14 protein-coding genes and 1 tRNA gene are annotated in these 13,330 nt (G+C 68.6%); 13 read left to right on the top strand and 2 right to left on the bottom strand.

Annotated features, from left to right (window positions below; genetic code table 11):
- Positions 1-29 precede the first annotated feature (29 nt).
- The 4 genes from ACZ39I_RS31475 (at position 30) to ACZ39I_RS31460 (ending at position 4,595) form a co-directional block, all read left to right on the top strand.
- The gene (locus ACZ39I_RS31475) at positions 30-599 is read left to right on the top strand and encodes a TetR/AcrR family transcriptional regulator (RefSeq protein ID WP_467248298.1); all 570 of its coding nucleotides are present in this window, start codon (positions 30-32) and stop codon (positions 597-599) included.
- An 85-nt stretch (positions 600-684) separates the two neighbouring features.
- On the top strand, positions 685-2,139 hold the full coding sequence (locus ACZ39I_RS31470) for an MFS transporter (RefSeq protein ID WP_467248297.1): 1,455 nt from the start codon (positions 685-687) through the stop codon (positions 2,137-2,139).
- 596 nt (positions 2,140-2,735) lie between these two features.
- Positions 2,736-3,791, top strand: coding sequence for a UDP-N-acetylmuramate dehydrogenase (locus ACZ39I_RS31465; protein WP_467248296.1), 1,056 nt, complete (start codon positions 2,736-2,738; stop codon positions 3,789-3,791).
- A gap of 135 nt (positions 3,792-3,926) precedes the next feature.
- Complete coding sequence (locus ACZ39I_RS31460) at positions 3,927-4,595, top strand: hypothetical protein (RefSeq protein WP_467248293.1); 669 nt, start codon at positions 3,927-3,929, stop codon at positions 4,593-4,595.
- Here ACZ39I_RS31460 and ACZ39I_RS31455 read toward each other — a convergent pair.
- Complete coding sequence (locus tag ACZ39I_RS31455) at positions 4,576-5,616, bottom strand: adenosine deaminase (protein ID WP_352389254.1); 1,041 nt, start codon at positions 5,614-5,616, stop codon at positions 4,576-4,578. The genes ACZ39I_RS31460 and ACZ39I_RS31455 overlap by 20 nt on opposite strands.
- Before the next feature lie 118 nt (positions 5,617-5,734).
- A complete protein-coding gene (locus ACZ39I_RS31450) occupies positions 5,735-6,961 on the bottom strand; it encodes a pyridoxal phosphate-dependent aminotransferase (protein WP_467248287.1) in 1,227 nt (408 codons plus the stop codon).
- Positions 6,962-7,209: 248 nt separating this feature from the next.
- Between ACZ39I_RS31450 and ACZ39I_RS31445 the strand changes: the two genes are divergently transcribed.
- The 9 genes from ACZ39I_RS31445 (at position 7,210) to rplL (ending at position 13,255) form a co-directional block, all read left to right on the top strand.
- Positions 7,210-7,282, top strand: a tRNA-Trp gene (locus tag ACZ39I_RS31445).
- Positions 7,283-7,390: 108 nt separating this feature from the next.
- Entirely contained in the window at positions 7,391-7,678 is a 288-nt protein-coding gene (gene secE, locus ACZ39I_RS31440) for a preprotein translocase subunit SecE (protein ID WP_467248284.1), read from the top strand.
- Positions 7,679-7,758: 80 nt separating this feature from the next.
- On the top strand, positions 7,759-8,640 hold the full coding sequence (gene nusG, locus ACZ39I_RS31435; protein ID WP_467248282.1) for a transcription termination/antitermination protein NusG: 882 nt from the start codon (positions 7,759-7,761) through the stop codon (positions 8,638-8,640).
- A 166-nt stretch (positions 8,641-8,806) separates the two neighbouring features.
- Positions 8,807-9,241 carry a 50S ribosomal protein L11 gene (gene rplK / locus ACZ39I_RS31430; protein WP_019072313.1) on the top strand — a complete coding sequence of 145 codons (435 nt, stop codon included), beginning with the start codon at positions 8,807-8,809 and terminating at the stop codon, positions 9,239-9,241.
- An 82-nt stretch (positions 9,242-9,323) separates the two neighbouring features.
- Positions 9,324-10,049, top strand: coding sequence for a 50S ribosomal protein L1 (gene rplA, locus ACZ39I_RS31425; RefSeq protein ID WP_352389250.1), 726 nt, complete (start codon positions 9,324-9,326; stop codon positions 10,047-10,049).
- A 114-nt stretch (positions 10,050-10,163) separates the two neighbouring features.
- The gene (locus ACZ39I_RS31420) at positions 10,164-11,006 is read left to right on the top strand and encodes an SCO4651 family lipoprotein (RefSeq protein WP_467248277.1); all 843 of its coding nucleotides are present in this window, start codon (positions 10,164-10,166) and stop codon (positions 11,004-11,006) included.
- Between the two features lie 90 nt (positions 11,007-11,096).
- Entirely contained in the window at positions 11,097-11,948 is an 852-nt protein-coding gene (locus ACZ39I_RS31415; protein ID WP_467248274.1) for an SCO4651 family lipoprotein, read from the top strand.
- Positions 11,949-12,225: 277 nt separating this feature from the next.
- The gene (gene rplJ / locus ACZ39I_RS31410) at positions 12,226-12,756 is read left to right on the top strand and encodes a 50S ribosomal protein L10 (RefSeq protein WP_007384048.1); all 531 of its coding nucleotides are present in this window, start codon (positions 12,226-12,228) and stop codon (positions 12,754-12,756) included.
- A 115-nt stretch (positions 12,757-12,871) separates the two neighbouring features.
- On the top strand, positions 12,872-13,255 hold the full coding sequence (gene rplL / locus ACZ39I_RS31405; RefSeq protein WP_403655584.1) for a 50S ribosomal protein L7/L12: 384 nt from the start codon (positions 12,872-12,874) through the stop codon (positions 13,253-13,255).
- Positions 13,256-13,330: the final 75 nt, after the last annotated feature.

Genomic DNA, 13,330 nt, shown 5'->3' with positions numbered 1-13,330 from the left:
AGTTAGTGATTGAGTACTAACTTATTCGCATGGTCAGGATGAGCGCAGAGGACAGGCGTGAGAGCGTCATCCGCGCGGCGATGATCGAGTTCGCCCGCGGTGGCTACCACGGCACGTCCACCGAGGAGATCGCCAAGCGGGTGGGGGTCTCGCAGCCGTACCTGTTCCGGCTTTTCCCGGGAAAGAAGGCGATCTTCCTGGCTGCGGCGGAGCGCTGCGTCGAGGACACCCTCCGCACCTTCGAGGAGGCCTCGAAGGGCCTGGAGGGCGAAGAGGCCGAGCACGCCATGGCGGACGCGTACACCAAGGTCATCGCCGAGCGGCCCGAGTGGCTGATGATGCAGATGCAGATGTACGTCGCGGTGGGGGCCGCCGAGCAGGACGGCGACCACGAGTTCGGCGAGGCGGTGCGGGCCGGCTGGATGCGGCTGTGGGACGCCGTCCACGGGCCGCTCGGCGCCGACGTCAAGGAGACGACGAACTTCCTGGCGTACGGCATGCTCATCAACTGCCTGGTGGCGATGGGCTTTCCGCCCGAGCACCGGGTCTGGGAGGGCATGTACCCGTCGGCGCAGTCCACGGGTCGGCTGGAGCACTGAGAATCACGGGACGTCACAGGCGTCTCTTCATGATCGAGAAACTTAGTAATCGATAACTACTCACCGACCACCCGCTGGGGGAGCGATGTCACAGCAAGCACAAGCCACCACCACACCCACCGCACGTCGCGGGGGAGCCGTCTGGGCCCTCGTCATCACCAGTGTCGCCGGATTCATGGCGGCCCTCGACAACCTCGTCGTCACCACCGCTCTGCCCTCCATCCGCGACGACCTCGGCGGAGCGCTGCACGACCTCGAATGGACCGTCAGCGCCTACACGCTCACCTTCGCCGTCCTGCTCATGACCGGCGCGGCGCTCGGCGACCGCTTCGGGCGGCGCCGACTCTTCCTGGTCGGCCTCACGATCTTCACCGGCGCGTCGGCGGCCGCGGCCCTGGCCCCCGGCATCGACTCCCTCATCGCGGCCCGCGCGGTCCAGGGCGTGGGAGCGGCGATCATGATGCCCCTCACGCTCACCCTCCTCACGGCGGCCGTCCCCGCGGCCAGGCGCGGAATGGCGTACGGCATCTGGGGCGCCGTCAACGGACTCGCGGTCGCCTCCGGACCGCTGATCGGCGGCAGCCTCACCGAACACATCTCCTGGCAGTGGATCTTCTGGCTGAACGTCCCGCTCGGCGTCGCCCTGCTTCCCCTCGCCCGCCTCCGCCTCGCCGAGTCCCACGGCACCGGCGCGCGCCTCGACATCCCCGGCACCCTGCTCGCCAGCGGTGGCCTCTTCGGCATCGTCTACGGCCTGGTCCGCGGCCCGTCCGACGGCTGGACCGACTCCGTGGTCCTCCTGGCCCTGTTCACGGGAGCCGCGCTGCTCGCCGCGTTCGTCCTCTACAGCACGCGGGCCAAGAACCCGATGCTCCCCATGCGGCTGTTCCGCTCCCGGGCCTTCTCCGGCATCAATGCGGCGAGCCTGCTGATGTTCCTCGGGATGTTCGGCTCGATCTTCCTGCTCAGCCAGTACATGCAGGGCGTCCTCGGCTACTCGCCCACCGAGGCGGGCCTGCGGATGCTGCCCTGGACCGGCATGCCGATGCTCGTCGCGCCGATCGCCGGGATCCTCTCCGACCGCATCGGCGGCCGACCCGTCGTGGCCACGGGCCTCTTCTTCCAGGCGGCGGGCCTCGCGTACATGTCGTCCGTGGTCACCGTCGACGCGTCCTACGGTGCGCAGCTTCCCGGTCTCATCCTCAGCGGCATAGGCATGGCTCTCTTCTTCGCCCCCGCGTCCAACCTGGTCATGTCGAGCGTGCTGCCGAAGGAGCAGGGCATCGCGTCCGGCGCCAACAACGCGCTGCGTGAGGTGGGCGGGGCGCTGGGTATCGCCGTCATGGCGTCGATCTTCTCCTCGCAGGGCGGATACGAGAGCGGCCAGTCCTTCGTCGACGGCCTGCGACCGGCACTGGTGACCGGAGCGGCCGTGGTGGCGCTCGCCGGGGTTGCGGCTCTGCTGATTCCCTCGCGGAAGCGGGGGGTGGAGCAGGAGGCTCCCGTGGAGAAACGCGAGCGGGATCTGGTGGCCGGCTGAACCTGTGAGTCGACGGTCCCGTCCGGGAGGGCGGGGCTGTTTGGCGTGGGGTGCCGGGTCAGGTTGTGGGGTGGGTGCGGGCCGGTGGGGGTTGGTCGCGCAGTTCCCCGCGGTGCCGCTGCGCTGGGCTTGAACCGGGCGCCTATTGGGGTGCCGGGTCAGGTTGTGGGGCGGGTGCGGGCCGGTGGGGGTTGGTCGCGCAGTTCCCCGCGCCCCTAACGGGGTTGCAGTCACCTGCGCCGCGACGGGCCGTTCGCTACCTCGCGCGCCACGACGGACCGTTCACGGACCGCGCGCCACGACGGGCCGTTGGCCGCGTACGGCGGCGAGGGGACGGGGTGGGGGGTGTCCGCCCGCAGCGGCCGGCGTCCGTTACCGAGCCCTGCTCAAAAGGACCGAGCCGCCGGACCGAGGACGGACACCCCCCACCCCGGCACCGACCCACAACACACCGCACGCGCTACACGAGCCCCCACCGGACCGCAACGGGCCGCCGCAGGCATTCAGGGGCGCGGGGAACTGCGCAAAGACGCCCGCCCCCACCGGCCCGCACCCGAACCCGCTCAACCGCCGGAGGCCCCCGTACCCTGTACCGCGTGCAGGAACGACACGACGCCCCCCTCGCCCCCCTGACCACCTTCCGCCTCGGCGGCCCCGCCACCCGGCTCGTCACCGCGACGACCGACGCCGAGGTGATCGACGTCGTCCGCGAGGCCGACGCCACCGGCACGCCGCTCCTCGTGATCGGCGGCGGGTCCAACCTCGTCATCGGGGACAAGGGATTCGAGGGCACCGCGCTCGTCATCGCGACGAAGGGTTTCGAGCTCACCGGCACCCACCTGGAGCTCGCCGCCGGCGAGGTCTGGACCGACGCGGTCGAACGCACCGTGGACGCCGGACTCGCCGGTGTCGAGTGCCTCGCCGGCATCCCCGGCTCCGCGGGCGCGACCCCCATCCAGAACGTCGGCGCCTACGGCCAGGAGGTGTCCTCCACCATCACCGAGGTCATCGCCTACGACCGCCACAGCGGCGAAACCGTCACCCTCACCAACGACGACTGCGCCTTCTCCTACCGCCACAGCCGCTTCAAGGAAGACCCCGCCCGCTACGTCGTCCTGCGCGTCCACTTCGACCTGGAGGACGCCGGCGGCCTCTCCGCGCCGATCAAGTACGCCGAAACCGCCCGCACCCTGGGCGTCGAGCCCGGCGACCGCGTCCCCCTCACCGACGCCCGCGCAACCGTCCTGAAGCTGCGCGCCGGAAAGGGCATGGTCCTGGACCCCGACGACCACGACACCTGGTCGGCAGGCTCCTTCTTCACCAACCCCATCCTCACGGCCACCCAGTTCGCGGAGTTCCACGCGCGCGTGAAGCAGCACCTGGGCGAGGACGCCGAACCCCCCGCCTACCCCGCGGGCGACGGCCGCACCAAGACCTCCGCGGCCTGGCTCATCGACAAGGCCGGCTTCACCAAGGGCTACGGCACCGGCCCGGCCCGCATCTCCACCAAGCACACCCTGGCCCTCACCAACCGCGGCAACGCCACCACGGAGGACCTCCTCGCCCTGGCCCGAGAGGTCGTGGCAGGCGTAAGGGACACCTTCGGCATCACCCTGGTCAACGAACCCGTGACAGTCGGCGTCACCCTCTAGGCCCCGCACTCGAGCACCCCCGCACCCGAGCACCCCCGTACACCTCCGTGACGCGCCCCCTCCGGCGCGGAATACCGTTTGCCGACGCCCGACCCGGGCGGCCACGCTGGGCCCCATGACGTCCAGGACCCCCGCATGCGGCTGAGTCTCACCGAGTTCAGACCCCGCACCGGCCCTCACGAACACCGTGTGGTCCAGCCCCGCCACACCCTGCGCCACACCTCGCTGACCGCGCCGGAACCGATCGGCATGCTCCTCGGCGATCATGACGGCCTGAACCGGCTCGCCGGTCTGTTCTCCTTCGCCGCCTCTTCACGGCACACGATCGTCCACGTACCCCTGCGGGACGGCATCCCGCCGGACGAGGGCCAGGGGCAGCGCGTCGACCTCGTGCTCGCACACCACTCGTACGGCCTGCGCCCCAGCAAGTGGCCCGAGCTGCGGCGCACACTCAAGGCCGGCACCCCCCTGTCCGTACGCACCGACGAGGCACGTACGCACAAGGACGCCGACGCGTGGAGGCAACGACACACGCGCGCGGACTTCCGGGACGAACTGCGGCACGCCACGCACGCGCGCACGTTCTTCCTGTTCGGCAGCCGGGACGCCTTCGCCGGGGCGGCCGTGAACTTCGCGTACGCCGCGGGCTGGGGACCACGCCAGAAAGGCGTCGTCAAAGGACACTCGGCCATGGTCACGGGGATCTGGCTAAAGGACGAGCCCGGCGGCGGGCACCCCCGCGAGGTCCTGATCTGCTTCAAGCCCTATCCGCCCTACGCCCACTTCAAGCCACCGGGCCGCTGAGCCAGTCGTCCACCCCCGACAGCAGCTTGGTCTTCACGTCCTCCGGGGCCGCCGAGGCCCGTACCGACTGCCGGGCCAGCTCTGCCAGTTCCGCGTCCGAGAAGCCGTGATACCGCCGGGCGATCTCGTACTGCGCGGCCAGCCGGGATCCGAACAGCAGCGGGTCGTCGGCGCCCAGCGCCATCGGTACCCCGGCCTCGAACAGTTTCCGCAGCGGCACATCCTCGTGCTTCTCGTAGACGCCGAGCGCCACATTGGACGCCGGGCACACCTCGCACGTCACCTGCCGGTCCGCCAGCCGCTTCAGCAGCCGCGGGTCGTCCGCCGCGCGCACCCCGTGCCCGATCCGGTTCGCGTCCAGGTCGTCGAGACAGTCCCGTACCGACGACGGTCCGGCCAGCTCGCCACCGTGCGGCGCCGACAGCAGCCCGCCCTCGCGCGCGATGTTGAAGGCCCGGTCGAAGTCCCGCGCCAGGCCCCGGCGTTCGTCGTTCGAGAGGCCGAAGCCGACCACGCCCTTGTCCGCGTACCGCACCGCCAGCCGGGCCAGGGTGCGCGCGTCCAGGGGATGCTTCATCCGGTTCGCGGCGACCAGCACCCGCATCCCGAGCCCCGTCTCCCGCGAGGTGGTCTCCACCGCGTCCAGGATGATCTCCAGCGCGGGGATCAGTCCGCCGAGCATGGGGGCGTACGACGTCGGATCGACCTGGATCTCAAGCCACCCCGAGCCGTCGCGGACGTCCTCCTCCGCGGCCTCCCGCACCAGCCGCCGGATGTCCTCGGGCTCTCTGAGGCACGAGCGGGCCGCGTCGTACAGGCGCTGGAAACGGAACCAGCCCCGCTCGTCCGTGGCCCGCAGTTTCGGCGGTTCCCCGCTGGTCAGCGCTTCGGTCAGCGCATCCGGCAGGCGCACGCCGTACTTGTCGGCCAGCTCCAGAACCGTCCCCGGCCGCATGGATCCGGTGAAGTGCAGGTGCAGATGGGCTTTCGGCAGCTCAGAGACATCACGTACACGCTCCATTCGAGGATCCTGCCGTACGTCACCAGTGTCCCGGTACCGCTTTCCCCTTTAGTGGTCTTGCTCGCACAAAAAAATGGGACCCCCTCATGTGAGGGGGCCCCATATGGCTACGGCGATCTCAGTCCCGCGCCTCCGCCAGCAGCTTCTGGATCCGCGAGACGCCCTCGACGAGATCCTCGTCACCCAGCGCGTACGACAGCCGCAGATAGCCCGGCGTGCCGAAGGCCTCGCCCGGGACGACCGCGACCTCGGCCTCCTCCAGGATCAGCGCGGCCAGCTCGACAGTGTCCTGGGGGCGCTTGCCGCGGATCTCCTTGCCGAGCAGGGCCTTGACCGACGGATAGGCGTAGAAGGCGCCCTCGGGCTCGGGGCAGAGCACGCCCTCGATCTCGTTGAGCATGCGGACGATCGTCTTGCGGCGGCGGTCGAAGGCCGTGCGCATCTCAGCCACCGCGTCGAGGTTGCCGGAGACCGCGGCGAGGGCCGCGACCTGGGCGACGTTCGACACGTTGGACGTGGCGTGCGACTGCAGGTTGGTCGCGGCCTTGACGACGTCCTTCGGCCCGATGATCCAGCCCACCCGCCAGCCGGTCATGGCGTACGTCTTCGCGACCCCGTTGACGACGACGCACTTGTCGCGCAGCTCGGGCAGGAGCGCGGGCAGCGAGGTGAACGTCGCGTCGCCGTAGACGAGGTGCTCGTAGATCTCGTCGGTCAGCACCCACAGGCCGTGCTCGACGGCCCAGCGGCCGATCGCCTCGGCGTCGGCCTGGCTGTAGACGGCGCCGGTCGGGTTGGAGGGAGAGACGAAGAGGACGACCTTCGTCTTCTCCGTGCGGGCCGCCTCCAGCTGGTCGACGGAGACCCGGTAGCCGGTCGTCTCGTCGGCGACGACCTCCACCGGGACACCGCCGGCCAGCCGGATCGACTCCGGGTAGGTCGTCCAGTACGGCGCCGGGACGATGACCTCGTCGCCCGGGTCGAGGATCGCGGCGAAGGCTTCGTAGATCGCCTGCTTTCCGCCGTTGGTCACCAGGATCTGGGACGCCTCGACCTCGTAGCCGGAGTCGCGCAGCGTCTTCGCGGCGATCGCGGCCTTCAGCTCGGGCAGTCCGCCGGCGGGCGTGTAGCGGTGGTACTTCGGGTTCGAGCAGGCCTCGATCGCGGCCTGGACGATGTAGTCCGGGGTCGGGAAGTCCGGTTCACCGGCGCCGAAGCCGATCACCGGCCGCCCCGCGGCCTTGAGGGCCTTGGCCTTGGCGTCCACGGCGAGGGTGGCGGACTCGGAGATCGCGCCGACTCGGGCGGAGACCCGGCGCTCGGTGGGAGGGATTGCAGCGCTCATGGGCCCCATCGTTCCAGACCGGAAACTCCCCCGGCACACGGGTTTCACAGACTGAACACCGGCTGAACAACCGTCCGGATTCGCATCGCACGCTGGGCGATCTTCCTCCCCCAAGCCCCGTACGGGCGCTTTCTGTTCGACGGGGGGCCGTGGACCACGTACACTCTCACCTCGTTGGCCTTCAGGCGCCGCCCATCCAGGTGCACACCGAGCACCCGGTCGGATGCGGTACGTTGGGGGACACACAAAGGGTCGTAGCTCAATTGGTAGAGCACCGGTCTCCAAAACCGGCGGTTGGGGGTTCAAGTCCCTCCGGCCCTGCTACACACACCTTCGCCAGGATGTGTGCGCATGTACGTACAGCAATGCACCGCCGTGCGGCTCCAACCGGGCGCGGCACGGCCACGACCCGGGAACAGGTGAGGACGAATGGCGGATGCCGTGGGCTCCATCGACACGCCTGGCGCCCAGGATGAAGTGCCGGACACCAAGAAGAAGGCCCGCAAGGGCGGCAAGCGTGCCAAGAAGGGCCCGCTGAAGCGTCTTGCGACCTTCTACCGGCAGATCGTCGCAGAACTCCGCAAGGTCGTCTGGCCGTCGCGGAACCAGCTGACGACGTACACGACCGTGGTGATCGTCTTTGTTCTCGTCATGATCGGCCTGGTGACCGTGATTGACTATGGACTCAACCACGCCGCCAAGTACGTATTCGGCTGAGCACAGAGCGAAGGGCGCCGAGGTTACCGGCGCCCCTTTTCGCATGTTCCACCCCTTGTATCCAGGAAGAAGCAGCCACCGTGTCTGACCAGAACCTGAACGACGCCATCGAGCCCGACGAGTCTGTCGACGACGAGCTCGACATCGTCGAGGGCGCGGACGAGGACCTGGACGAGGTCGAGGCTGCCGACGCCGAGGCCGGCGAGCCCGCCGAGGAAGCCGCCCTCCACGCCGAGGACGACGACGCCGAGGACGAGTCCGGCGGTGACATCGAGTCCGGCGGCGACATCGAGGCCGTCGAGGACGGGGAAGAGGCGGACGCCGAGGAGGAGCCGGCCGAGCCGGTCGACCCCGTCGCCGCCCTCCGCGAGGAACTGCGGACCCTGCCCGGCGAGTGGTACGTCATCCACACCTACGCCGGTTACGAGAACCGCGTGAAGACCAACCTCGAGCAGCGCGCCGTCTCGCTGAACGTCGAGGACTTCATCTTCCAGGCCGAGGTGCCGCAGGAAGAGGTCGCGCAGATCAAGAACGGCGAGCGCAAGACCATCCGTCAGAACAAGCTCCCCGGCTATGTGCTGGTGCGCATGGACCTGACGAACGAGTCCTGGGGCGTCGTCCGCAACACCCCCGGCGTCACCGGCTTCGTGGGCAACGCCTACGACCCGTACCCGCTGACCCTGGACGAGATCGTCAAGATGCTCGCCCCGGAGGCCGAGGAGAAGGCCGCCCGTGAGGCCGCCGAGGCCGAGGGCAAGCCGGCTCCGGCCCGCAAGGTCGAGGTCCAGGTGCTGGACTTCGAGGTGGGCGACTCGGTCACCGTCACCGACGGCCCGTTCGCCACGCTGCAGGCCACGATCAACGAGATCAACGCCGACTCCAAGAAGGTCAAGGGCCTCGTCGAGATCTTCGGCCGTGAGACCCCGGTCGAGCTGAGCTTCGACCAGATCCAGAAGAACTAGTTTCTTCCGGACAGAGCTTCCGACCAGGTCAGGTGGGCTGTCACAGCTCGTCTGACCTGCTCGGTTTTTGGCCGCGCATCTATACCCGCTATCGTTGTGCGGTATGCCTGCGTTCGGGTGGTCCCCGTAGGCAGGCAGGACCCGAATCGAAAGGACCCGGAGAGCTATGCCTCCCAAGAAGAAGAAGGTCACGGGGCTCATCAAGCTCCAGATCAACGCCGGTGCGGCGAACCCCGCCCCGCCGGTCGGCCCCGCGCTCGGTCAGCACGGCGTCAACATCATGGAGTTCTGCAAGGCCTACAACGCCGCGACCGAGTCGCAGCGTGGCTGGGTCATCCCGGTGGAGATCACGGTCTACGAGGACCGCTCCTTCACCTTCGTGACCAAGACTCCGCCGGCCGCGAAGATGATCCTCAAGGCCGCGGGTGTCGAGAAGGGCTCCGGCGAGCCGCACAAGACCAAGGTCGCCAAGATCACCCAGGCGCAGGTCCGTGAGATCGCCACGACCAAGCTCCCCGACCTGAACGCCAACGACCTGGACGCCGCGTCCAAGATCATCGCTGGCACCGCCCGCTCCATGGGCATCACGGTCGAGGGCTGATCCCCAGCCCCCAGCACCTTCGTAGCACCGTGGAAGGGCCTGCTCGGCCCGTACCACGACTCCTCAACACTCAGGAGCAGTAGTGAGCAAGCGCAGCAAGTCCCTCCGCGCTGCGGACGCCAAGATCGACCGGGAGAAGCTCTACGCCCCGCTCGAGGCCGTCCGTCTCGCCAAGGAGACCTCCACCTCCAAGTTCGACGGCACCGTCGAGGTCGCCTTCCGTCTGGGTGTCGACCCGCGCAAGGCGGACCAGATGGTCCGTGGCACCGTGAACCTCCCGCACGGCACCGGTAAGACCGCCCGGGTCCTGGTCTTCGCGACCGGTGACCGTGCCGAGGCCGCTCGTGCCGCGGGCGCCGACATCGTCGGCGCCGACGAGCTCATCGACGAGGTGTCGAAGGGCCGTCTGGACTTCGACGCCGTCGTCGCCACCCCGGACCTCATGGGCAAGGTCGGCCGCCTCGGCCGCGTGCTCGGTCCCCGTGGTCTCATGCCGAACCCCAAGACCGGCACCGTCACCCCCGATGTCACCAAGGCTGTCAACGACATCAAGGGCGGCAAGATCGAGTTCCGCGTCGACAAGCACTCGAACCTGCACTTCATCATCGGCAAGACGTCGTTCGACGACACCAAGCTGGTGGAGAACTACGGCGCGGCGCTGGAGGAGATCCTCCGTCTGAAGCCGTCCGCCGCCAAGGGCCGGTACATCAAGAAGGCCGCCATCAGCACCACGATGGGCCCCGGCATTCCGCTCGACTCCAACCGCACCCGCAACCTCCTCGTCGAGGAGGACCCGGCCGCGGTCTGAGCCACCGGCAGGTTTCACGGGCCCCGCACCTTCCGAGGTGCGGGGCCCGTTCCCATGTGCGGGGAGCGTGCTCTGAGTTAGCGTGCGAGCAGGGCACCTGCACCAGGGGGACGCATGAAGAGGACGACGGTCCGGCTCACCACGGCCGCCGCACTGGCGGGACTCGCCGCCTGTACGTCCTCCGGTTCCTCCGACCGGCCGGCGAAGGAGGAGCACACGGCCTCGGCCCCCGCCTCCCTCCCGGCCCTGCGCACCGCCGAGCACTCCACCGAGCGGGCCCGGACCGCCCGGGTGAGATCCACCACCGTGATGGGCACCCAGCTGTCCCTCACCGCCGACGGCGTCCTCGCCTGGCGCGACGGCCTCTCCGGCGCCCTCACCATCGACTACACCGGCGGCACCGCGGCCGAGACGATGCGCGACCTGGGCGTCACCTCCATGGAGGCCCGCTACCTCTCCGACGCCTACTACGCGCGCATGGGCGACACCTTCGCCGCCAAGATGGGCGGCAAGCACTGGCTCAGGTACGCCTACGAAGACCTGAAGACCCTCGGCGGCGGTGCCGACCTCGCCGACCAGATGCGCTCCACCACCCCCAACCAGTCGGTGCGGCTGCTGCTGGACTCCGACGACGTGCGCGAGCTCGGCCGGGAGACCGTGGACGGCCAGAGCGCCACGCACTACACCGGCACGGTGGACGTCCAGAACGTCACCGACACCGAGCTCCGCCGCCGCCTCCAGGACGCCGAAGTCACCGCCGAGACCGTCGACATCTGGGTCAACGAGAAGAACCTGCTGGTCAAGAAGATCGAGAAGACCAGCACTGCGAACGGCAGGGTGACCCAGACCGCCCACTACAGCGACTACGGCGTCCAGGTCGCCGTACGGAAGCCGCCGGCCGCAGACACCGAGGACTTCAAGACCCTCCTGTCACAGTCGAGCATCAACCCCACCTGAGCAGCGGGGAATTGACGGACCCCTCGCGTCCCTCTCGGATAAACTCGCGGTCTTGCTGTGAATCGACCATGTGTTCCTTGGGGGGAATCAATGTCTGTTTCTGTACGACGTTCCGTGCGCGGTCGGACCATCGGCGCCGGGCTCGCCGCCGTGGCTCTCGCCGCGGGTGCGGTGAGCTGTTCCAAGGGGGGCGAGGAGTCGCCCGAGATGACTCCCGCGGCGGCGGTCGCCAAGGCGGCGAAGAACACGGAGGAGATCACCTCCTTCCACTACCGCATGAAGGGCGAGATCCCCGAGCAGGGGCAGGTGGTGGCCGAGGCCTCCATGCGGACCAAGCCTGACATCGCGATGAGCATGAAGATGACCTCGCCCAAGGAGGGCTCCGCCGAGATCCGGCTCGTCGACAAGGCCATGTACATCGGCGGCAACGCCGATCTGGCCAAGGAGATGGACGGCAAGAAGTGGATGAAGTTCGACCTGTCCGGGCTCGACAAGGAGGGCGGCCTCGGCGCGACCGCTCCCGGCGCCGGCCAGGCCGACCAGAACCCGGCCAGCATGTCCGCCTTCCTCAACAGCGCCAAGGACGTGAAGAAGGTCGGCACCGAGACCGTCGACGGGGTCAAGACGACCCACTACGCGGGCGACGTCACGCTGGCCCAGATCAAGGCCTCCTACAAGGACGCCGACAAGTCGGTCCGTGAGCAGCGTGAGAAGAGCACCGAGCAGATCGAGAAGCTGGGCCTGGACAAGTTCACGATGGACATGTGGGTCGACGGTGAGGACCACGCCAAGCAGTTCCGCATGCGGGGCGACGCCGACAAGGGCAAGTTCGACATGACCTTCACCTTCCTCGACTACAACAAGCCGGTGACCGTCACGGCGCCGCCCGCCAAGGAGACCGCGGACCTGGCCGAGATGATGAAGGAACTCCAGAACAGCTGAACGCCGTAGGGCCGGATTTGCTTGACAGGGATCCGGTCCCGTACGCTCCTACAGAAGCCAAAGACCGCTGGTCGTTACCGTGTCCTCGCAAGAGGGGGCGGTGGCCGAAGGATCCGCTGAAAACTGCGGACGACCCGCGCAGGTGACCGTGGAAGTGCTCCCAGGATCGCGTCAGTGATTCCGGTAGAGCTACGCCCCGTGCGCCTGCGCCGGGGCGTTTCGTTTTGTGCAGCCCCTTCCGAGCGGTCCTCATCACCCGGAAGGAGGCCGACGCTCTATGGCAAGGCCCGACAAGGCTGCCGCGGTAGCCGAGCTGACGGAGCAGTTCCGCAGCTCGAACGCCGCCGTGCTGACCGAGTACCGGGGTCTCACCGTGGCGCAGCTCAAGACGCTGCGTCGTTCGCTCGGTGAAGACGCCCAGTACGCCGTGGTGAAGAACACGCTGACCAAGATCGCGGCCAACGAGGCCGGGATCTCGACGCTCGACGACCTGTTCAACGGTCCGACAGCGGTTGCCTTCATCACCGGTGACCCGGTGACGTCGGCGAAGGGTCTTCGTGACTTCGCCAAGGACAACCCGAACCTCGTCATCAAGGGCGGTGTCCTTGACGGCAAGGCGCTGTCCGCCGATGAGATCAAGAAGCTCGCGGACCTCGAGTCCCGCGAGGTTCTGCTCGCCAAGCTGGCGGGCGCCTTCAAGGGCAAGCAGACTCAGGCTGCTCAGGTCTTCCAGGCGCTCCCGTCGAAGCTCGTCCGCACTGTGGACGCGCTTCGCGCCAAGCAGGACGAGCAGGGCGGTGCCGAGTAACTCGGCTCGCGCATTGATCCACGCCGCCTGAGGCGCGGGTCGTAGCGGGCCGTAAGTACGCCCGCCGTATCGATACAACCGGCACCTGCCGACATTAGTGGAAGGATCGCCCCTCATGGCGAAGCTCAGCCAGGAAGACCTGCTCGCGCAGTTCGAGGAGATGACCCTCATCGAGCTCTCCGAGTTCGTGAAGGCCTTCGAGGAGAAGTTCGACGTCACCGCCGCCGCGGCCGTCGCCGTCGCGGGCCCGGCCCAGGGTGGCCCGGCTGCCCCGGTCGAGGAGGAGAAGGACGAGTTCGACGTCATCCTCACCGGTGCGGGCGAGAAGAAGATCCAGGTCATCAAGGTCGTGCGTGAGCTGACCTCCCTGGGTCTGAAGGAGGCCAAGGACCTCGTGGACGGCGCCCCGAAGCCCGTCCTCGAGAAGGTCGCCAAGGACGCCGCCGAGAAGGCCGCCGAGTCCCTCAAGGGCGCCGGCGCCTCCGTCGAGGTCAAGTAACACCCCACAGGCCCCGATCGGCCTGTAACGCGCAAGCACCGAAGAGCGATCATCCATCCGGGTGGTCGCTCTTCT

It is taken from the genome of Streptomyces sp. NPDC024687, from assembly GCF_055559055.1.
The sequence above is the reverse complement of the archived record's forward strand: the minus strand, read 5'-3'. Positions and strand labels throughout refer to the sequence as shown.